The sequence below is a fragment of the Micromonospora sp. NPDC005087 genome (genome assembly GCF_042872965.1).
Taxonomy (GTDB): Bacteria; Actinomycetota; Actinomycetes; order Mycobacteriales; family Micromonosporaceae; genus Micromonospora.
The window spans coordinates 102270-123531 of sequence record NZ_JBIALB010000015.1; the positions used below are offsets into that span (position 1 = coordinate 102270).

Sequence of the window (21262 nt, forward strand, 5' to 3'; positions counted from 1 at the left end):
CGAGAGGGCGTACAAGATGCGGATTGCGATCGTAGGCGGCGGAATCGGGGGCCTTGCCACTGCCGTGTGCCTGGAGCGGCAGGGCTTCGACGACATCGTCCTGCTGGAGCAGGCGCCCGAGTTCAAGGAGATCGGCGCCGGCATCCAGGTCTCCAACAACGGCGCCCGCCTGCTGCGGCACCTCGGCTTGGAGGACGAGCTGCGGGCGCGGGGCGTCGTCAGCCGGGGCAACTACTACTACGACATCGAGGACGGCGAGCTGATCCTGGAGACGCGCGCCGGCGAGTGGGGTGAGAAGACCTACGGCGCGCCGTTCTTCCACATCCACCGCCACCACCTCCTCGACATCCTGCACAGGGCCGTCTCGCGGACCCGGCTGCGGCTGGGCACCGCCGTTACCGGGGTGGAGCAGGACGACCGCGTCGTGCGGCTCACCACCACGGCGGGTGACGTCGTCGAGGCGGACGTCGTCATCGGGGCCGACGGCATCCGATCGACCCTGCGGGCCGAGCTGTTCGACGCCGGGCAGCCCGACGCGTCCGGTTACGTGTGCTGGCGGGCGCTCATCCCGCGGGAGCGCCTTGAGGGCGTGGACGTTCCGCCGAGCTGCACGGCGTGGTGGGGGCCCGACCGCAGCGGCGTCGTCTTCTGGGTCAACGGCGGCACCCACATGAACTTCGTCGGTACCGTGCCCTCCGGCGAGGTCCGGTCCGAGGCGTGGGAGTCCCGCGGCGACATCGAGGACCTGCGGCGCTCGTACGCCGGCGCGATCGAGCCGCTGGCCACCATCGTCAACGCCATCGACACGCCCTTCATCACCGGCATCTTCACCCGGCCGCTGCTCGAGCAGTGGACGGTGGGGCGGATCGGGCTGCTGGGTGACGCGGCGCACCCGATCTGGCCGTTCCTGGCCAACGGCGCCACCCAAGCGCTCGAGGACGCGTACGTGCTGTCGCGGTGTCTCGCCCGCGGCTCGGTCGACACCGTCGCCGAGTCCCTGCGCGAGTTCCAGCAGCGCCGGTGGGGCCGGGTAGCAGAGGTCGCCCGGGTCTCGCGGGAGATGGCGACCACGTACCACCTCAGTGACCCCGCCGCCATCGCCAGGCGCAACGAGCAGATGCGCGAGCGCGCCAAGACCGACCCTTACGGCCTGTGGCTGCGCGGCTGGCTGTGGGGCTACGACGTGGTCTCGGCAGCCGACGCTCCGATCGACCGGACGGCGGCGGCCGAGGCGCCGACCCTCGTCTGAACCGGGAGAGGAAGACAAAACCATGAGGGACATCGGCCAGCTCGTGGCCCGGGCCGCCCAGCGGTACGGCACCCGGGTGGCGGTGGACGGACCCGCGGGCAGCGTGACCTTCGCCGAGCTCGGTGACCGGGTCACCCGGCTGGCCAACGGGCTGCGCGCCATGGGGCTGCAGCCGGGCGACCGGGTGCTCGACCTGCAATCCAACCAGAACAGCTACGTCGAGACCGACCTGGCCATCCGCAGCGCCGGCCTGGTACGCGTCGCACTCAACTACCGGCTGCACCCCGAAGACTGGGCGCGGATCGCCGACGACTGCGGGGCGACGGCGCTGATCTACGACGCCCGCTTCGCCGAGCAGGCGGAGTCGCTGTGCTCGGGCTTCACCGGCCGGCTCGTCGTCGTCGGCGACGGCCCCGGTACGCCGTACGAGCGGCTGCTGGCGGATGCCAGCAGCGCCGCGCCGGCGCCGCTCGATGTCGACGCGTTGTGCGGACTGCACTATTCGAGCGGCACCACCGGCCACCCGAAGGGCGCTCTGCGTACCCATCGCAACTGGTTCGCCAGCCTTGTGAACATGAGCTACGACGTGCTCGGCGGACGCCCCGGCCCCGACGACGTCTATGTCCACGCCGGGCCGATCACCCACACCAGCGGACTGTTCGTCCTGCCGTTCCTGGTGGCCGGCGCGACCCAGCTGGTCATGCCGTCCTGGGACCCGGACGCGTTCGTCGAGGCGGTGGAGCGCCGGGGCGCCACGCACACCGCACTGGTCCCGACGATGGCCGCCCGGCTGCTCGCCCGCCCCGACATCGATCGCCAGCGGCTGTCGGGGCTAAAGATGCTCGGCTACGCCGGCGCCCCGATGCCGCCGGAGCAAATGCGCCAGGCGTACGAGCGCATCACCCCACACCTCGTGCAGTACTACGGCCTGGTCGAGGCGATCCCCCCGGTCACGGTCCTCGACGCGGCCGACCACGCGCGGGGCCTCGCCGACGACCCGCAACTACTCACCTCGGCCGGCCGGCCCGCGCTGGGCGTGGAGCTGTCCATCGTGGATGCCAATAGTCGGCGGCTGCCCGCTGGCGAGGTCGGCGAGGTCATCACCCGGGGCGACCACGTGATGCGCGGCTACTGGAACGCCGAGGGCCGCGACGACCTGTCCAAGGCCGTCCGCGACGGCTGGCTGCACACCGGCGACCTGGGCCGGCTGGACCCGGCCGGTCGGCTCTACCTCGTCGACCGCAAGGGCGACATGATCATTTCCGGCGGTTACAACATCTACCCCCGCGAGGTGGAGGACGTCATCGCCGAGGTGCCGGGCGTCGCCGAGGTCGCGGTGCTCGGCGTCGACGACCCGGACTGGGGCCAGCGAGTGACCGCGCTCTACACGGTGCACAGCGCCGCCACCGTCACCGATGAACAGGTGCTCGAGCACTGCCGCCGCCGGCTGTCCTCCTACAAGAAACCCAAGGAGGTGCGCCGGATGGACGGGTTTCCGCTCAGCTCCACCGGAAAGATCGCCAAGAAGGTACTCCGCGAGCGGATCGCCGCCGAGACGGCGGAACGCTGATGCGTCGGCTGCAGGCGGACTACGCACCGGTCGGGGCCGAGCGACCCGGCGAGTACCCGTACACACGTGGTGTCTCGCCCGAACCCAAGCCCTGGATCATGGGCCAGTACGCGGGCTTCGGCACCGCGGCCGACTCCAACCGCCGGTTCAAGACGCTGCTGGACGCCGGAGTGACCGGGTTCTCCGTGGCGTTGGACCTGCCGACCCAGATGGGTCTGGACTCCGACGACCCCCGGGCACTCGGGGAGGTCGGCCGGGTCGGCGTCGCCATCGACTCGCTCGCCGACATCGAGACCCTTATGGACGGCATCCCGCTCGAGTCCATATCCCAGGTACGCACAACCGCCAACTCGGTGGGCTACGTGTGGGCGGCGATGTTCATCGTGCTGGCCGAGCAGCGCGGGGTAGACCCGGGCGAGTTCGGCATGTTCATCCAGAACGACGTGCTCAAGGAGTTCATCGCCCGCGGGACTCAGATCTTCCCGCCCGAACCGTCGCTGCGCCTGGCCGTGGACACCATCGAGTACGTCGCCCGCAAGGTCCCGCGCTGGGTGCCGCTGGCAATGTCCGGCTACCACATCCGGGAATCCGGCGCCGACGCCGTCCAGGAGATCGCGTTCACGTTCGCCAACGCCCGGGCCTATCTCGACGAGGCGGTCCGGCGCGGGGTGTCGGTCGACGAGGTGGCCCCGACGCTCTTCACGTTCCTCGCCGTCACGATGGACTTCCTGCCGGAGGTTGCGAAGCTCCGCGCGGCGCGCCGGGTCTGGGCCCGGCTCATGCGCGACACCTACGGCGCCAGGGACCCCCGCTCGCAGCAGTTGCGCATCTTCGCGTTCACGGCCGGCTCGACGCTCACCGCGCAGCAGCCGCTCAACAACGTGGCACGTACGACGGTCGAGACCCTCGCCGCTGCGCTGGCCGGAGTGCAGACCCTGCACGTGTCCGCCTACGACGAGGCGCTCGGGGTCCCGACCGAGGCCGCCGCGACGCTGGCCCTGCGTACCCAGCAGGTGGTGGCGTCCGAGAGCGGCGTCGTGGACACTCTCGACCCGCTGGCGGGCTCCTTTGCCGTCGAGTCGCTCACCGACGACCTGGAGCGGCGCATTTCCGACGAGCTGGACCGTATCGAGCGGCGCGGTGGCGCGCTGGCGTGCATCGAATCGGGCTGGTTCGCCCGGGAGCTCTCTGACGCGGCCTACGCCCACGCCCGTGAGGTCGAAAGTGGCGAGCGGGTCATTGTGGGCGTCAACCGCTATCCTGCGCCCACCGAGCCGCTCGAGGTCTTCAAGGTCGACCCCGCGCTTGAGGAAGCCCAGGCGCGGTCGCTCGCCGCGTTGCGGGACCGCCGCGACGGCGCGGCCGTCTCCGCGGCGCTCGAGGACTTCACCGCCGCAGCCAAGGCCGGCGAGAACATCATGCCGGCGTGCATCGACGCGGTCCGTGCGTATGCGACGGTGGGGGAGATCGTCGACCGGCTCCGTGAGGTCCACGGACCGTGGATGTCGAGCACATCCTTCTGACTACCGATGTTCAGCTACCAGCTCCTCCTCGTCGTCGGGATCGCCGCATGCGTCGGCGCCCTCGTCCAGAGCTGCGTGGGCTTCGGCCTCGGTGTCGTCGCGGCACCGGTCATCACCGTCGCCGACCCGTCGCTGATGCCCGCGTCGCTACTCGTGATCAACGGCCTATTGCCGCTGTTGACACTGGCCTCGGAGTGGAAGCACATCGACTTCCGCGGCCTCGGCTGGGCGCTGCTCGGCCGCATCCCCGGCACGATCTGCGGCGTCTGGCTGGTCGCCGCGTTCCCCGGACGCGGCATGGAGGCCGTGGTCGCCATGACGGTACTGGTGGCCGTAGGCATCAGCCTGCTACCCGTGGACGTGCCCCGGACGCGTCTGACCCTGTCCGTCGCGGGCGGCGTCGCAGCAGTCACCGGCACCACAGCCGCCATCGGAGGACCGCCCATGGCGCTCATCTACCAGCGTGCGGGGGCCGCCCGACTGCGCGCCACCCTCGGGGCGTTCTTCGTCGTCGGCGCGGTCGGCTCGCTTGGCATGCTGCAACTGGCCGGCCATCTCGAACGACGCTCGGTCATTGGCGGCTTGCTCATCCTCCCCTTCGTCGCGATCGGATTCGCACTGGCGGCCCCGCTGCGCCGGCACCTCGACGCGGGACGCATCCGGCCTGCCGTGCTCGTCGTCGCCGCCTGCGCCGCCACAGCCCTGCTTGCCAGGGCCGCGATATAGAAGACCCCGAGATCCGCCACCTACGACAAGACGCGACGGTACGCCACGAGGCAGTCCCGGACGCACTGAACGGAAAGGGCCTCAAGTGGCTGAAGTCTTCGTCCTCGACGCCGCGCGTACGCCCGTCGGCCGCTACGGCGGCGCGCTGGCGGACGTGCGGCCCGACGACCTCTCCGCCCATGTCGTACGAGCGCTGGTAGACCGGTCCCCGGCCCTCGACCCGACCATGATCGACGAGGTTGTCTTCGGAAACGCCAACGGAGCCGGTGAGGACAACCGCAATGTCGCCCGGATGGCGGTTCTGCTCGCCGGACTACCCACGTCGGTGCCGGGCGTGACGGTCAACCGGCTGTGCGGATCCGGCTTGGAGGCCGTCGTTCAGGGCACACGCGCGATCGAGACCGGTGACGCCTCGCTTGCGCTGGCCGGGGGAGTCGAGTCCATGAGCCGCGCGCCGTGGGTACTGCCCAAACCCTCCCGGGCGTTCCCGAGGGGGCACGAAACGCTGCACTCGACGACCCTCGGCTGGCGCATGGTCAACCCGCGCATGCCGCAGGAGTGGACGGTCGCCCTCGGCGAGGGTGCGGAATTGATGGCCGACATCTACGGCATCTCGCGGGAGGCCCAGGACGCCTTCGCGCTGCGCAGCCACACGCGCGCTGCGGCGGCGTGGAGGAACGGCGTCTACGACGGCGAGGTCGTGCCCGTCGAGGGAACCGGGTTGACCAGCGACGAGGGCGTCCGCGGTGATGCCACGGCGGAGGCACTCGCCGGCCTCAAACCGGTCTTCCGTCCAGACGGCACCGTAACCGCCGGCAACTCCTCTCCGCTCAACGACGGAGCGGCGGGCCTGCTGCTGGGCGACGAGACCGGCGCACGCGGCATCGGCCGCGCGCCGCTGGCCCGTATCGCCGGTCGGGCAGCCGCCGCAGTCGACCCCCATATGTTCGGCATCGGACCCGTGCAAGCTGCACGCATCGCATTGAAACGCGCCGGTATCGGTTGGGACGACCTGTCCGTAGTCGAGCTCAACGAGGCGTTCGCGGCGCAGGCCGTGGCCTGCCTCGCCGAATGGAAGGAACTCGATCCGGAGATCGTGAACCCCAACGGCGGCGCGATCGCCATCGGTCATCCACTCGGCGCCTCAGGCGCCCGCATTCTCGGTAGCCTCGCCCACGAGCTTCGCCGGCGCGGCGGTGGCTGGGGCCTCGCCGCACTCTGCATCGGTGCCGGCCAAGGGCTCGCCGTCGTACTCGAGGCGTGAGGATGAGTACACCTGTGAACGCGAACCAAGCAGCGCCATTGCCGCGTGACCACGAACAGGAGGAAGGCTTGCAGCACGTCTCGTACCCCACGCACCACGTCGCTGGCCGCAGCGCCGTCGATGTCCACGCCGTTGTGGAAGGCCCCGAAGACGCCCCCGTTCTCGTTCTGTCCCCAAGCCTCGGCAGCACCCACGCAATGTGGGAGCCGCAGGCCGCAGCACTCCGCGACCGGTTCCGCGTGGTGCGCTACGACCACCGCGGCCACGGCGCGTCACCCGCACCGCCCGGACCTTATGAGCTGGCCGATCTGGGCGCCGACGTACTGCGGTTGCTGGACCGGCTGGAGGTACCGGCGGCTCACTTCTGCGGGCTTTCCCTGGGCGGTATGACCGGCATGTGGCTCGCGGCGCACGCTCCCGAACGGGTCCGCCGGCTCGTCCTATGCTGCACGTCCGCCCGCCTCGGACCACCACAGTTCTGGGACGAACGAGCGGACCTGGTCCGCCGAGAGGGAACCGCAGCGGTGGCCGATGGTGTCGTGACGAGATGGTTCACGCCCGGCTGGGTACAGGCGCACCCCGAGGCCGTCAGGGACATGCGAGCGATGGTGGCAGCTACGCCGGCGGAAGGCTACGCCTCCTGCTGCAGCGCCATCCGCGACATGGACCTGACCGACGTGTTGCCTCGTGTCCACGCCAAAACGCTCGTCATCGCGGGCCACGAGGATCCGTCCACTTCACCCGAGCACGGTCAGGCAATCGCCGAGGGCATCAGGGACGCACGTCTCGAGCTGCTGTCGCCGGCCGCGCACCTCGCCAACGTCGAGCAGCCAGAAACCATCACCCGTCTCCTACTCGAGCACCTGCTCGGGGAGGAGAAGTGACCGGAGGCCCGTCCCACGTGCGATTGGCTGCGTGACACTGGCGCCTACACCGTCGTGCCGATTATGTGAGCAGCGGGCGCCCACGATGAGCAGGTGATGAACGGGCCCGGCCGGGTCAGTCCTTCGTGCTGACGTACACACCTCGGCCCGGCTGGCCGTAGACCAGGCCCCGCGCCTTGAGCTGGATCATGACGAACCGGATGACCGTCTCGCTGACCTCGTACTGCTCACAGAGCTGACGGGTGCTGGGCAGGCGGTCCCCAGGCTTCAACACACCCGACTCAATCTGCCGCGTGATGTCGTCGGCAATCTGTTGATACAGCGGCTGAGCCATCGGTCGTCCTCCCTGCCACAAGACAACACGCAGGGGGATTTATATGGCGACACGGGGTATCGTCGGTATACCCAGAGTACTAGGTAACGTAGGTTGCAGAAGGGGACTCCGATGGTCCGGTACGAGGAGTACGTGGTAGCCGCTGCCCTCACCCTGGCCCGCCGGCACCGGCCGGTGTGGTCGTGGCGAAGGTGGAGGCGGATCTGCCGATGCGGGACCGACCTGCCCTGCCGGGCGAGGCACCGCCTGCCGATCAACCGGGGGCACTGGCCGGGTGAGGACAGATGACCACGCACGGACCGGTGCTGCCGATCTGGACCTGCGGCGGGTGCGGTGCCCCTTGGCCCTGCCGTACTCGTCGACAAGAGTTGCTCGCCGAGTACGCCGGCGCTCCCGTGTCCTTGAGCATCTACATGGGCTCGCACCTGGTGGCCGCAACTCAGGACATGAGCTGGGCACCGGCGGGCACCCTCCACCGCAGGTTCCTCGGATGGCTGAGGTGACCACACCTCACCCCGGTGACGTGGTCTTCATCGGCCGGGAGTGCTCGGTGCAGTTCGCGAAACAACGGGCGCTCCGGATGCGGGTGGTGTCCGTCGACTCGACCCCGACCTACCAGGGGTGGATCTGGCTCACCGGGTATGTCCTGAACAAGCGGGGCGAGGCGGTCAACAAGCGAGAGGTGTACGTGATGAAGGCCGGGCTGCGCGTCGCCCCGGCACCCACCATCGGGAGACCGGGGCAACAGAGGCGCGTCAGGTCACGGGTGCCGGCCTAGCTTGATCTTAAAGTAGCGGCTGTTGGTGACGCGGCCTGAGCATGGGGACAGCCCTTGGGTCACCCAACTGACCGTCGACAGGGAAGACCCCCGCGTGTGCGGGGACGCCGCGGAGTTGAGCCGGTACGACAGGTACACCCGCGTGTGCGTGGACGACAGCGTGCCGAGCCCGGCCGGCGGGCCGGTCTGCGGAAGACCCCCGCGCGTGCGGGGACGACGTGGCGGAATGGGAGGCGTCGGAGCCGAGCCTCGGAAGACCCCCGCGCGTGCGGGGACGACGTCTCACCACGTCCGGGGTGGGGCCGGTGGCCGGGAGAGCCCCGCGATTACTCCGTAAGACGCCCTTCAGAGACGTAGCGCCACACAGCGCGGTCCAGCGCTCGCCTGGGACACCCAAGGCGATCCGCCGCTCTCTCGTAGATCGTCCGAAGCGAGACATAGCCGCGACATGAGACGCCAGCAGCATTGGCAAACGTGTCAAGGTGCCGGTCGATCGCCACCGCCGGAAGACCTACCAGCTGAGCCAGGTAGTCGCACGTCTTCGGCCCGATGCCGGGAACTGCTCGGAGGTAGGGCATGTTCTCACCAGTCCGCAGGAACCTGCGGAGGTCCTCCTCCGTCTCCACACCGAGGCGCTGAAGGGCGACGGCTAGCCCGTATAGCCGTCTCGGTTTGGTGCCGCGCCACCGCAGTGTCCTGGCTAGCGCGTCCCCATCTCCGATCGCCAGGACTCGCGACGTCGTGTCGGCATGCGGCCAGTCAGCCATGAACTGACGGACCCTCGGCCAGACAACACGGCGGTAATGCATTCTCGGTTGGAGCACAGCATCGGCGAGGATCCCGCCCATGTGACCGTACGTCCGTCTTTCGCGGCAGTCGATCTCAAGGTCAGCCCTCGACGCGATGAAGCGCAAGAGTGCCTCGACATCATCGTCTCTGCATGGCTCGGATGGGCCCATGCCAGCATCATCGTGTCCGCGCAACCACTGCACCTCCACCGGCCGGCCGATCCCTAGCTACCGCCGGCCGAGCGCGACATGTTCGTCCCGAACTCCTGGCGAAGGCTTCCTACGCGGTTGCGTCCGCACCACCTGCTGACATACGCATTGCGGGTGTCAAGGACGGCGAGTCGGTTCCGCAGTGCTGACCAAGTGGGGGCCGACCGTTCGGTCACGTGTACGACGAGGCGTCACGGTCCGCCATCGTCCGCTCATGCTCGCCGGTTTGCTGCTCGCTTCGCTGCTCGGCCAGGCCGTGTTTGAGAGCGGCCGCTCGTCACGGTGATCGGATCCCGTCGGACGTGCGGCCTACCATGTACGCCGTGACGAGGGATGCTCCGAAGCGCGTTCCCTGCTAACTCGGGAGGTGGGCGGGCCCCCGCCCTCTCGCGTACCCGCATCCACTCTCAATCTCGGAGGTGATCGGCATGTCATCAAGGCGTTAGCCCCGCGCACGGTGCGCGGGCTGCCGAAGGGCAGGTCGTCACATGGCCCGTACCGACATTCACCGACCCAAGCGAGTGCAGCGGCGGGACTTACTGCTGCGTCACTGGTTCACCGACACCCACGAGCACGGCTCCGGCCCCTGCGACATTGACGAGTTCCTCGCCTCGCCCAACTGGATCCGCACCCGCTGCTACCGGCAGCCGTCGGCCCAGGCGCCGAACCTGTGCGGCTGCCAGTTCTGCAGCTTCCAGTCGCACCGCAAGCTCGCCCGCCGGCAAGAGCGCGTCGCCTGGTGCGCGATCCGTCGGCAACTCCTCGCCGAGCACCGCGGCGGCGAGCGCGACCTCGACGTCCCCCCGATCCGCGGAAGAGCCTGGTAGGTGAAGCAGAAGCTCATCAGCGGCGACGAGCAAGACGTCATCGGGCGCAACCAGCGCACCCACAAGTACCTGTAGTTCGCGCAGGTCGAGCACGTCAATTGCCGGCTGTCGTTGACCGCTGTTGCCCCTCGGCGACCGCCGGATCGGGCATGCAACGGGCACCCGCCGACGGCTGCCGTGATGCCTCCCTCACAAGGCGGTTTGGCCAAGGTCGCAGCGTCCGCCGACGTTCATGGGGCCCGGCTCCGAGGCGGCGGCGGCGCCCGTCCGCACTCGTTCGGCCTTGGCCGCCACCGTTGATGTCAACGACTGATGTCAGGTCGCCGCTGGTCCTCTCCATGCCTACCGTCGGCGCCGGCCGCCCGCCACACCGCCCCCGACCACCGACTCACCCGCCTGTGACACCGGCCGTTGAGATCGGTTCGGGTGGGTACCGCTTGGGTCGAAGACTCATACGCCACGTCCCGGCGCTGGTGGGTTGCGTACGGTCGTGGACGTGGACGTGCTGCTGCGCGGCGGACCCGGTGACGGCCAGGTGGTGCCCGGCGGCGGGGAGGCCGTCGTCTGGCAGGCCTGCCCGTACGAGATCACGCGCGAGTACGGCCGCCGGCACGGACGCGACCTGCGCGTGTACCGGCACCGCCCTGACTGCTGTGAGCCGTACGGCCGAGGCGCCGAGGACCGCTGCGAGTGATCTGCCCGTCCGTATGCCCGCAGTAAAGCGCCACCCCGCCCTGGCGTCGGCCGCGCCGACGACACCGAGACGGGCACGGTGCTGCGGTGGGAGTTCGAGTCGGAGCCGGCCCCCTGCGCACGGTCCATCGCCTGCTGGGCACCGGCACCGCCGGACCGAGGCGCGAACAGGCACAGCGTCGCCGAGAACTCGGCAGGAGCAGCACCGGACCTGGGCGCGCCCGGAACGACAATTATTGATACACCTCCACGAGCCCTTGCACGTGCAGGCCCCCGTCGCTGTCGCCCAGCCGGCGGGCCCGGTCGGTGAGGGTGAGGTGTGCCAGGGTCAGCACTCTAGAGGGCCAGAGCGTCGTGTCGGAGGTCCCCCTCGAGCCCGAGACTGGAGAGGCCACATTCGCGAACTTCGTAGCCGAACTCGAACACGTCACACAGCCAGATTGACACACTGCCCGGCTATGTCTGAACGAACCGCGTCGGCTCCTGCAGGACAGCAGTTGCGCCACCGAGGTCGGCGAGGCGAGACGCTAACGTCGCCAGCGCGAGCCGCTCCGGCAGCGCTTCGCTGAACTTGAGTCCGTCAAGAGCGTTCTTGTTGACCTCGGGCAAGCACAGACGCTGATCTGCGTCGGCGATGAGTGTCCGCCATTCGTCCCGAGAGAGATTCGCCCGCAGGCGGACCTGGCAGTCATCGAAGCGTTGGACCGGGTCGACCACCTCGGTCAACGTGGCCGCCAAGGTGGCGTTCGCGCGGAAACCGGCCCAGGTCCACCACCGCAGGTCACCACCATTCCGATCGCGGAGGATGACGCTGCCTCCCGGATGCACCAGCGAGGATCGTTCATCCCGTTCGTGAGCGAGCCGCTTCGCTGCTCGCTGAGTGAGCTTCACAGGGGGATCAGCACCGAGAAGCACCTCCCGCATGGCGCGGCTCAGCTCGAATCCGAGGCCTGCCCAGCCCCCGGTCGTCCAGCGAGCCTTTCCGCCGTTCTCGGCGGGTTCGACGAAGCAGCGCCGGCGCCGCCAGTCGATGTAGGTGACCCGCCAACTTCGCCCGTTGAGTAGCAGTCGGCGGTCGCCCTGCACCTCCTCCGTGAGCAGCGCGGGGTCGACGCGGCCCAGCTCGTCGCGGCCTACCAGGACGGTGAACTCGGGTGCTCCGACGAATACTGCTGTCATGCCCATGAAGTGTCGGTGCCCGAAGCGCCGCTCAGCTTCGGGACCGATGTAAAGCATGTCGCTGTCGCTGTCGAGGTAGCCCTGATCAATCAGATGGCGAATGATCGGGGTGGCGCCGCGGCCGAAGGGGTCGAGACCGTTCCACCACTGCGGCCAGTTCTGATCTCCCACTCGGTGTTCTTGCAGGCAGAGCGCGAGCATCTGCTGGGCGACGATGTGCCGTGGCTCGGGCGGGGCGACGACTGGCTCGACCCATCCGCGGCCCCAGAGCAGCAGCAGAGCCGCTGCCTCCAGCAGGGCGTCGCCGCTGCGGGTGAGAAAGAGGCAGTTGCGGATGCTGCCGGGACGCCGACCTGTACGTCCGAGTCGTTGCAGGAATGACGCCACGGTCGATGGGGCGTCGATTTGAATGACGCGGTCGAGGTCACCGACGTCGATTCCCAGTTCGAGTGTGCTGGTCGAAACGATGACGCAGTCACGCGCCTCGGCGAACGCCTCTTCCGAGCGTCTTCTTTCGTCAGCGGACAGCGAGGCGTGTGACAGGAAGGTGGTGATGCCGCGCTCCCGCAGGAGACTCCCGAGCTGTTCTACGGCCTGGCGGGATTCGCAGAAGACCAGCCGTTTCTCACCGGAGTGCAGCCCGGCGAGCACGGTGGCAGCATTCTGCAGGGATCCGACGAAGTCGAGTTCGATCTCGCCCGGCGGAGGTGTCGCCGCAGTCGCTGTCGCGGCGACCGGCAGGTCAGGAGCGATGACGCGTCCGGCCCGAACACCCGCGCCGGAGCCCTGCAGCCAGGTCAGCAGGCGATCCGGATTGCCCACGGTTGCCGAGAGCCCGATCCGCTGAACGGGACGGCCGATCAGGTGGGTCAGACGTTCCAGGACAGCGAGCAGATGCCAGCCACGGTCGTCGCCGGCAAAGGCGTGCACCTCGTCGACGACCACGGTCCGCAGGCCAGCGAAGAACGCCCGATGGTCGACGTTACGGCTGACCAGCATCGATTCCAGGGATTCCGGCGTGGTCAGAAGCACGTCCGGGCGGGCAGCCAGGATGGCCCGCCGTCGCGACGCGGTGACGTCGCCATGCCAGAGCGCGGCTCGCCGTCCCAGCCAATCGGCGTAGCGTTCCCAGCGCGGCAGCAGATTGTTGAGTAGCGCCTTGAGCGGGCAAAGGTAAAGCACTGAGGTTCCGGACCAGCCATCGGCCGCCATCCGGGACAACAGCGGAAACGCCGCCGCTTCGGTTTTGCCCCCAGCGGTCGGGGCGAGGAGGAGCGTGTCCTCGCCAGCCAGAAGCGGCTCCACAGCAGCTTCCTGCATGGGTCGCAGACCCGGCCATTGCAGAGAGTTGACGATGTGGTGCAGCAGCACGGGATTTAGCAGGTCGGCGGCAGTCACACGTCTAGTGTGATGTCGTCGGCGCTTGCGGCGTTGCGTTCCACGTCGGTCATCTCCGCCGCCGACATGGTCGGCGCGTAATGCTGCCTAGGGTCGAAGTCCGGGAACTGGTCGACCCGGTCGAGGACATCGCCCACCAGCTTCTTGAGATAAAGGCGCGGCACGATGCCGACCTTTCCACCCAGGCCGCCGGCAACGGCACGAGCCAGCTGGTCAAGATAGGCGTCGTCGACCAGAGTCCGTATCCGGTCGGGAGCAGTTGATCCGTCGGCGTAGAGGTCCCGAACGCGGGCGCCCAGCTCGACCAGCGACCCGATTGTGAAGCCCGGCAGGCGAATCTGCACGGCCCTGGGGTTGTCGAATCTCGGATCCGTGCCGAAGTCGACGGCAAGCCGTTGCGCCAGCGGGGCGAGCCGCTGCACACCCTGCTGCCCGTCGTAGAACGCAGGCGTGCCGGTGATGACGAGATGCAGCCCGGGGAAGCGGCCGGAGTGGACCTCGTCGATCAGCTGCCGCAGTGCGTTGAGTGCCTTGTCCCGGACGTCGCCACGGACACGTTGCAGCGTCTCGACCTCGTCGAGAACAAGGACCAATCCCGGATGACCGGCGTCCCGCAGGACGGTGAGTAGCCCCTGAAGGAACGCCATGGCGCCGAAATGGTCGAGCTCGCCGCGGATTCCGGCGGCTCGTTTCGCCGACGCCGAGACCTGTGGCTGTCCGGCCATCCATGCGGCCAGGCCGTCGGCGACGACGGTGTCGCCCAAGCTCAACGCCGCCCGATAGCCGCGCAACGCCAGCGCGAAGAGCGGGGAGTGCTTGCTGACCTGGGCGAGCCGCTGTTCGAGGAGCCGATCCACCGCCGCGCCCACGTCTGCCTCCGCGGCGGGATCAGCTTCGAGCGCATCGGCTTCCAGTGTGAACAGCCAGGAGTCAAGAACAGCGCGGAACGCGCTGGGTGGTATCGACGCCGTCCGCATGGACTCGGTGATGCGCCGGTACACGGTCTCCAACCGGTGCAACGGCGTCTGAGTCTCAGAGATCTGCACCTCGGCCGCGGCGAAACCGCGGCGAAGAGCCCGCTCGGCCAAGTGTCGAGTAAAGAAGGTCTTGCCGGCGCCGTATTCGCCCCGCACCGCCTTGAACACGGCGCCACCGGAACTGACCGTATCCAATTCACCGTCGAGAGCGGCGGAAAATCGGTCGAGGCCGACCGCGAGCAGGTCGAGTCCGCTCTCCGGGACGGTCCCACGGCGAAGCGCATCGATCACCTCGCGTCGGCGCCGCTGGGACACGTCCGGCGTCACGAAGGCACCTCGAACTGCTCGGTCAGGAGTGTGACGTCAAGCGTGACCGTGCCGGTCGCTGGTTCGGCAGCCAGAACGGCGTACCCCTCGATGTTGAGCAGTTGCTGAACCTGCGTCAGCGCACCCCGTAGCCGGGTCTGTGCCACTCCTAGGGCTTGGGCGGCGAGGGTGGGTGCCAGCCGGTTGGCAGCTGCCCCCACCAGGGCGTCGATGATGCTCGCGATCTGATCGTCGGTGACGATGAGCCGGCCGGTGATCCTCCGCTGCGCTTTATAGACGGAGCTGGTCACGATGGCGTGGCCGAGTGTCACCGCCGGTTGCTCGGTGGCCTGTGGGCCCACATCGAACAGGGTCGGGCTGTTCTGTCGATCTCCGCGGCTCTTGGTGGTCGCGGCCTTCTGGGCTGGCGGCTCGGCAGGCAGCTGCGGAGCGGCTGCGGAGGTAAGCCACCAGGTGGGTTCCTGCGGCGGCAGCAAGTCCAGGCCGGCCCGGTTGCGGGTCTCATCAGGTACGAGGACGGCGACCGGGACGACGACCTCCGCTGCGCTCGCTCCCCCGTGGTAGCCGGCTTTCAGGGGTCCGTACCTGAGAGTCTCGTCGACGGCCAGGACGGCTCGGTGGCCGTCGGTGAGGACGCGAGGGCCGCTGACCTCAATTTCGTCATCCTGTACGGGAGCGGTGGCCGGGCGAGAACGAGCACTGGACATATTCGGGTGCGATCGTTGGGTGCCTTGGCGGCGTTCGACGATGTGACCGTGGTCGGAGGTCACGACGACCGTCCGCCCTGCGGCGGCGGCCCGCGCTAGCAGCGGCTCAAGGTGTTTGACAGCGTCAGCGGTCCAAACCGTTCCTGCAGGGTCGCTGCGGTCGAGTGCGTCGTCGATCGTGTTCAAGACAACGGTCACCAGCGACAGCTCGATGTCATCGATGGCGCCGCCGACGTCCGGGCTGACCGACCAGCCCGCTGCCGTCGTATCCACTGCCTTTTTGTGGAAGAGCCGTGCAGTGATCTTTCCGGCTTTGGCGGTGATTTCGGCGTACCCGTGCTGTTCTTCGGCCTGCTGCCCACGGGTTAGGCGGCCGGTGAGCAAAGAGGCGCGACTCACCTCAGTGATCGACGGCAACGCCGCGAGCGCTGCGGACCTTCGGCGGTTGCCGGCTCCTGGCAGGGCAGCCTCGAGCCAGCCGAGACGTGTAGTCGCGTCGGACAGGACTTCCGTCGCGACGGCGGCGCTCATGCCGTCGAGGACGAGCAGCAGCGTGGGTGCCTTGCGGGCGAGCGGGATGACGCAGCCTGGCAGCAACTGCTCCAGGTACAAAATGGTTCCCGAGTCAGCGGGCACGCCGCCGCCGGTAGGAATTGGCGCTGCGGCGAGCGCCCGTGCGAAGCGACGTTCCTGTGCGCGACGTCGCTTCTGCGCGGCTGTGACGACGGCGTGGAGTGCACTTGACAAGCTCGGATCGTCAACGCCGCCGAACGCGTCGTTGATCGCCGCGTCAGCCCACGCCGCGCTGTCGAGGTACTGGCGCACGAGAGCGCCGAGCGCAGCGGCATCCGAGGCAGCGCTGGCCGGCGGATCAACCTCCGCGAGCCACCGGACAAGTCGTACCGCGGCCTCGAAGGGAACGCGAAGCGGCGTTGTCGCTCCGAGCCGGTGCGTCTGAACTGCTGCCCAGGCGATCTCGACGGTGTTCGTGTTGTCGACATGGCCAGGTGAAGCGATTGCCCGGCGCAGGGCGTCGGCGAGCGCGACAAATCGCGCTCGTAATCCACCGCCGAGAAGTTCCGAGTAGCGGGCCAGCGGCTCCGCTTGGAGCTGCGTGAGAATCACGTCGGCCCGGTCGAGGGAGCGCGCGACATCGTCGTCGGCACGCCGATCGTGAATCAGGTCGGACAACAGTGTGTCCGCTGCCTGTCCGAGTGCCGCCAACGCGACCGGTGAAGGGCTGGGATCGCCCCACCGCGGTTCGAGCCGGACCAGAGCAAGTTGGGCCTGATGCGCTGTCGGCGGGTCATATCGGTCAGCGGTCAGCAACCGAAGAACCAGACCAAGCGGGACGACGTCGGCGAGTTCGCCACGAGACAGCAGCGCACGGATCGGGCCTGCCGCCGAGCCCGCCCGCTGAGCGATCCAGTCAAGCGTGGTGTCGGCAAGCAGGTCTCCGACGCTTCGTCGCAAAGCACCCAGGGAGGCGACGCTCTGCGCAGCGATCGACCAGCGGAGGACGCCAAGGACGTCGGCGGTGTCCGTATCGAAGCCGAGGTGCGTTGCGGCGACGGCACCAAGCGCATGGGTGCGGGTGAGCACGCCGGCCGGGGCTGCAGGCCAGCCCGCCTGTGGAGTTGCAGCGACCAACGCGGTGGCCAGCTCCCGATTGTCCGGTCGGCTGGTCAGGGCAGGGTCGATCCCGGTCGCAGCGAATCGAGTCCGCACTGCCTCCCACGGGTCAGGGCTGCGCAACCGCTGCCAGATGAAGTGGGCGAGAATACCGGCGCCGAGGTCGCCGTCGTCACGGTCGGTGACGACGACGAGCCAGTCGCCGTCGCGGTGGTCGCCGAGCAGCTCGCGGGCGGCCAGCGCCGACTCGGCCGCTCGGACCCGTACGGTCTGGCCCTGGTGTTGGAGGTCGGCGGTGATGGCGCGGTCGGGGACGCCACGGATGCCGATGACGCCGCTGGCGTAATTCTTGGCGCGGGCTTCGTCAACAATGGCAAGCACCATCGACGCGCTCACCCGCGGTGCCGCCACGGCGACGGTCACGGCAGCACTCGCCACGTCACCTCGACGGTGACGTCAGGGTTGTCGTTCAAGAAGGTTTGCAGCCGGTCCATGATGTCTGTGTTCCCCGCACCGCCTGCCCGGCTGGAACTCCCGGCCTTGAGGCCCGGCACCACCGGCGGCTTCGGCCTGGGCTCCGGACCTGGCGGGGGCGCGGTGCTTCCCGCCAACCACCTAAAGATCCCGTCCTCGCAGGAGGCGAGCGCCCGTACGATCGGGACCGGCAACTCGTCCTGCTCCAGCGCGGCACGCAGGCCGTTGACGACGGCAGCAGCATCCGCGGCGCGGCTTCCCTCGCCGTCCATCGCTTCGCGAAGCGGGTCGAGCCGGTGCCACGGAAACGCAATGAGTGCCTTGTCAACAGCATCCGCCGAAGCCAGCGACTTACCCGCGGCGACGGGAGTCGCACCGCCGAGATCCGCCTTCGCCAACACCTGGACGAGCTTGACACCGTCCAGATGACGCAGTTGCTGCATCAGCGCGGAACAAGCTTTGGCGGTCCTCAGCCGGCTACCTTCGGCAATCGCCAGACGGCGGTACGCCGCCTCGACCGCCCCCACCAACCCGGGCGCTATCTTCGACAGTTCCGCTGCCTTAGTGGCGACCTGCCCGACGAAATCAGCCACAGCAGGCGCGGTGAGATACGCCCCGGCCGTGATGCCGAGCATCGCGCCGGCCACGGTTCGCGCCGTCTCCCAATCACCGGCGGACGGCAGCTCCTGGGTGCGCAACTCCATCACCGGGGTGAGCGAGCCAGGCTCCGGGACGACCGGTAGCGCCCTCTCCTGTTGGAACCAGGCCCGCTGCCGCAGCGCCGCCCACGCGATGACAACCAGGTCGGCGACCTCGTCCCGCAGGCCATGGGCGGGCGAGACGTCCCGGATCCAGCGTCGCAGCTCCGCGACGGTCACCGGACCGTCGGCGGGCTTGCCCTGTTCCTGCGCTCGTCGGCCGAGTGCTCGCTCGATCTCCTGGCCCCACGGGGTGAACCGATCGTCGCCGAAGAGGTAGTGCATCTCAGTGGCCTTGCCGACGCCGAGCGGTTCGGCGATCCGTCGTACCACGGCGGCGTCGGCCTGAAGCTCGACGCGTTTCTCGCTGTCCGCGGCGGTCTGTGCGACGTACCGAGCAACGGCTTTGAGGTCGCGGACTTTGACCTCCACATCACCTGGCTCGAACAGCGGATGCGCGGGGTAGAGGGCCTTGAACGCCTGGTCGAGCAGGTTGTTGAAGGCCTGACCGAGCGTGGCGCCGACCGGATTGGCCGGGGCGAAGCGCCGCTCGAAGGAGAACAGCGTCCGCTCGTGCGACGCGTCCTCGAGAAGGACGCCCGGGCGCGGTGACGCGGCGCCGTATGCCTGCTGCACCGCGTCCTCAAGGCTGCGCCGCAGCGTGTTGCGCTGTGACTCCAGGATCGACCGCGCCAAGGCACGATCAGCTTCGTTGAGGTGGTCGGCGTGGCCTTGCCAGCGTTCGGTGCTGCCGTCGAGCAGCCAGTTGAGGATGACCAGGCGCCGCAGCTCGCGAATTTTGTCATCAGACAGGAACCGTGGCAGCCACACAACGGTGCGCTCCTGCACGCCCCGCGCCACCATCTCGTCCAGCCGCTGCAAATCCTCGACCGTGGAGTGGCCCGGGTCGTCGAACGGATGGTCGATGACGATCCGCCAGGTGTCCGGCGCAGCGCGGAAGTGGTCGTCGGACAGCCAGCTACGGTCGCGGACGTTACCGAAGAGCACATCCACCTTGCGCTTCGAACCACGCCAGACGAAGTCGTACGGGTATGCGCCCTGCAGGTCCTGGGACGCCAGAGTGACGCCGAGACTGTCGCTGACAAGGTCCTTCAACAACTCACGGCGTCGGCCCTCGTTGTCCTCAGCCTTGGCCCGCTCCACAATCGACTCGTAGTCGACGTCGGACAACTGCACCCGAATCGTCGGGTTGCGGTCGTCGCCGTCGAGGTGAATCTCCGGGACGTCCCGGGCCCAGGTGCGCACCTTAGACAGCACCACGGCCGCCTCACCGCCCGGCAGCGGCGACACGATCGACCCATGGTTGAGCGACGCGAGGCGGGCCGCGGTCAGCGCCATCAGGGCCGGCACCCTCGGGGCGACAGCCGACAGCAGGAGAGTCTTGGCCAGGCGGTCATCGGTACGGAAGCCGGGCGGAACCTTCTCCGGCTCCTCCCGCAGCGTCCGCTCGTCGATGCCGTGGATACCGAGCAGCAGCGGTCGCAGCTTGTCCGTGTACAGCTTGTTGGCTGACCGGAACAGCGCGGCCGCCTCAGCGTCCAACGCCTGCCCGGTCTGCCCCTGAACGACGAGGTCGAAGGAGTCTCCGACCGGAATGATCTGGTCGATGGTCAGGGTCTCGCGCCGGTCGACGAGCATCTGCTGCATCACCTTGAGCGCGGTCCGCTCGCGCTGCATGACGCTGGCCAAGCTACGCAGTGTCGACACCAGGGCCGGCGAGAACGGATAGGTGAGGCGAAACGCCTTCTCGTCGGAGCCACGATGCCGCTCGTCGGTGTTCACACCATCGAGAAGCACATCCCAGACGGCAGGGCGGCGGTCGATTGTCCCGAAAGCGCCCTCGAGGACCGCGGCAGCCTCAGCGTTCCTGGGCTGCAGGAGGCGCCGATTCGCGACGTACGGGAGGTTGTCGTCGCCCAGCGGGATGACGCCGAACCGGCCCTCCTGGTGGCGGAAGGCGCGATCCAACGCGTCCTGCTCCGCACCGCTGGCGCCGGAGTCGGCGAACCAGCGCCGCAGGTCCATCTGCCGGGCAACGAACGAGATGAGCGGGATAGGCCGCCCGCCGATAGACGACTCGACCAGCTTGGTCAGCTTCTGTGACTCCCGGCGGAAGAACTCGCGGTCCTGCACCGAGAACGCCAACCACAGGACCAGTTCGTCGAGGAACAGGACCACAGCGTCGTAGTTGAGGCTCTTGGCGTGCACCGAGATTGCCGCCAACCCGGTGTCCAGGTCGACGTATTCCGCTTGCTGGGTATACGAGCGGAAGTACGTATCGACCAGGGCCGACACCAGCTTCTGTCGGCTGGGACTCGCCGCCGAAGCGGCGCGCGCCTCGGCGTAACGAACCGCATCCCACTGCCCCTTACCCAGCACGGCGGCCCAGGGGTCGGCAGCGCCGCCGCCCTCGCCATTTGCCTCGCCGTTGAGACCGGCGAAGAACTGCTGGTCACCGAGCTGGGCTCGGTAACGCTCGGCGTCTTCGAGAAGAGCATCAGACTTGTGTACGGCGGGCAGCGGCGCACCCGGATGCCGCTCGGCGATCTGGCGGATGTACCCCTGGAAGAGGGCTTCCTCCATCGTCCGCGCGCCGAGCAGGTGGAAGGCGAGCGGCAGGACCTTCCGGTCGGCCAGGACAGGATCGTGGCGCGCCACCACGGGCTGAAGCTCAGGCTTGGAGCGAGCGGCAGGCTCATGCTGTAGCAGGGCATGCAGCACGGCCATGAAGTGCGACTTACCCGAACCGAACGAGCCGGTAAGAAACGAACCACGGCTCGTACCGGAGGTGATGCCCTCGGCCACCAGACCCATCGCCGCGTCGAAGGCCTCGACCAGCGCGTCGGTTACGACGTATTCGTCGAGCGTGCGCTGGACCGCGCTGTGCCCCACCGAGTCGGTCAGGCGCAGGACGTAGTCCTCCGCGCCGGCGCGCTCAGGAATGGTGATGACGTCCCGGAGCGGGGTGTTCACGCCTTCTCCTCAATCTGCATCGTCATGGCT

At 68.6% G+C, this 21262-nt stretch carries 15 protein-coding genes; 10 read left to right on the forward strand and 5 right to left on the reverse strand.

What is annotated here, in order from left to right:
* Positions 1-16 precede the first annotated feature (16 nt).
* The 6 genes from ACFYPS_RS28305 to pcaD all read left to right on the forward strand — a co-directional run bounded on the left by ACFYPS_RS28305 (position 17) and on the right by pcaD (position 7216).
* A complete protein-coding gene (locus ACFYPS_RS28305; protein ID WP_387328292.1) occupies positions 17-1249 on the forward strand; it encodes an FAD-dependent monooxygenase in 1233 nt (410 codons plus the stop codon).
* 22 nt (positions 1250-1271) lie between these two features.
* Positions 1272-2819, forward strand: coding sequence for a class I adenylate-forming enzyme family protein (locus tag ACFYPS_RS28310; protein WP_387328295.1), 1548 nt, complete (start codon positions 1272-1274; stop codon positions 2817-2819).
* Complete coding sequence (locus ACFYPS_RS28315; protein ID WP_387328298.1) at positions 2819-4342, forward strand: methylmalonyl-CoA mutase; 1524 nt, start codon at positions 2819-2821, stop codon at positions 4340-4342. The genes ACFYPS_RS28310 and ACFYPS_RS28315 overlap by 1 nt, the downstream gene beginning before the upstream one ends.
* Positions 4343-4348: 6 nt before the next feature.
* Complete coding sequence (locus tag ACFYPS_RS28320) at positions 4349-5068, forward strand: sulfite exporter TauE/SafE family protein (RefSeq protein WP_387328301.1); 720 nt, start codon at positions 4349-4351, stop codon at positions 5066-5068.
* An 85-nt stretch (positions 5069-5153) separates the two neighbouring features.
* Positions 5154-6332 carry a thiolase family protein gene (locus ACFYPS_RS28325; RefSeq protein WP_387328304.1) on the forward strand — a complete coding sequence of 393 codons (1179 nt, stop codon included), beginning with the start codon at positions 5154-5156 and terminating at the stop codon, positions 6330-6332.
* Between the two features lie 14 nt (positions 6333-6346).
* The gene (gene pcaD, locus ACFYPS_RS28330) at positions 6347-7216 is read left to right on the forward strand and encodes a 3-oxoadipate enol-lactonase (protein WP_387328306.1); all 870 of its coding nucleotides are present in this window, start codon (positions 6347-6349) and stop codon (positions 7214-7216) included.
* A gap of 115 nt (positions 7217-7331) precedes the next feature.
* On the opposite strand, the gene ACFYPS_RS28335 is transcribed toward pcaD, so the two are convergent.
* Positions 7332-7550: a winged helix-turn-helix domain-containing protein gene (locus ACFYPS_RS28335; RefSeq protein WP_387328309.1), complete on the reverse strand. Its 219-nt coding sequence runs from the start codon at positions 7548-7550 to the stop codon at positions 7332-7334.
* Positions 7551-8040: 490 nt separating this feature from the next.
* Here ACFYPS_RS28335 and ACFYPS_RS28340 point away from each other — a divergent pair, with 490 nt between their 5' ends.
* The 4 genes from ACFYPS_RS28340 (at position 8041) to ACFYPS_RS28355 (ending at position 10847) form a co-directional block, all read left to right on the forward strand.
* The gene (locus ACFYPS_RS28340; RefSeq protein ID WP_387328312.1) at positions 8041-8328 is read left to right on the forward strand and encodes a hypothetical protein; all 288 of its coding nucleotides are present in this window, start codon (positions 8041-8043) and stop codon (positions 8326-8328) included.
* Positions 8329-9143: 815 nt separating this feature from the next.
* Complete coding sequence (locus ACFYPS_RS28345) at positions 9144-9344, forward strand: hypothetical protein (protein ID WP_387328315.1); 201 nt, start codon at positions 9144-9146, stop codon at positions 9342-9344.
* A gap of 470 nt (positions 9345-9814) precedes the next feature.
* On the forward strand, positions 9815-10153 hold the full coding sequence (locus ACFYPS_RS28350; protein ID WP_387328318.1) for a hypothetical protein: 339 nt from the start codon (positions 9815-9817) through the stop codon (positions 10151-10153).
* A 496-nt stretch (positions 10154-10649) separates the two neighbouring features.
* A complete protein-coding gene (locus ACFYPS_RS28355; protein WP_387328410.1) occupies positions 10650-10847 on the forward strand; it encodes a hypothetical protein in 198 nt (65 codons plus the stop codon).
* A 455-nt stretch (positions 10848-11302) separates the two neighbouring features.
* Here the strand turns inward: ACFYPS_RS28355 and ACFYPS_RS28360 are convergent, their stop codons facing one another.
* From ACFYPS_RS28360 to ACFYPS_RS28375, 4 genes are read right to left on the reverse strand one after another with little or no spacing between them, the layout of a single operon-like run.
* Positions 11303-13423 (reverse strand): DEAD/DEAH box helicase, encoded by a 2121-nt coding sequence (locus ACFYPS_RS28360; RefSeq protein ID WP_387328321.1) that lies wholly within the window; start codon positions 13421-13423, stop codon positions 11303-11305.
* Entirely contained in the window at positions 13420-14727 is a 1308-nt protein-coding gene (gene brxD / locus ACFYPS_RS28365) for a BREX system ATP-binding protein BrxD (protein ID WP_387328324.1), read from the reverse strand. Before brxD ends, ACFYPS_RS28360 begins: the two co-directional genes overlap by 4 nt.
* Complete coding sequence (pglZ, locus tag ACFYPS_RS28370) at positions 14724-17489, reverse strand: BREX-2 system phosphatase PglZ (RefSeq protein WP_387328327.1); 2766 nt, start codon at positions 17487-17489, stop codon at positions 14724-14726. Before pglZ ends, brxD begins: the two co-directional genes overlap by 4 nt.
* Positions 17486-21232: a hypothetical protein gene (locus ACFYPS_RS28375; protein WP_387328329.1), complete on the reverse strand. Its 3747-nt coding sequence runs from the start codon at positions 21230-21232 to the stop codon at positions 17486-17488. The genes pglZ and ACFYPS_RS28375 overlap by 4 nt, the downstream gene beginning before the upstream one ends.
* Positions 21233-21262 lie beyond the last annotated feature (30 nt).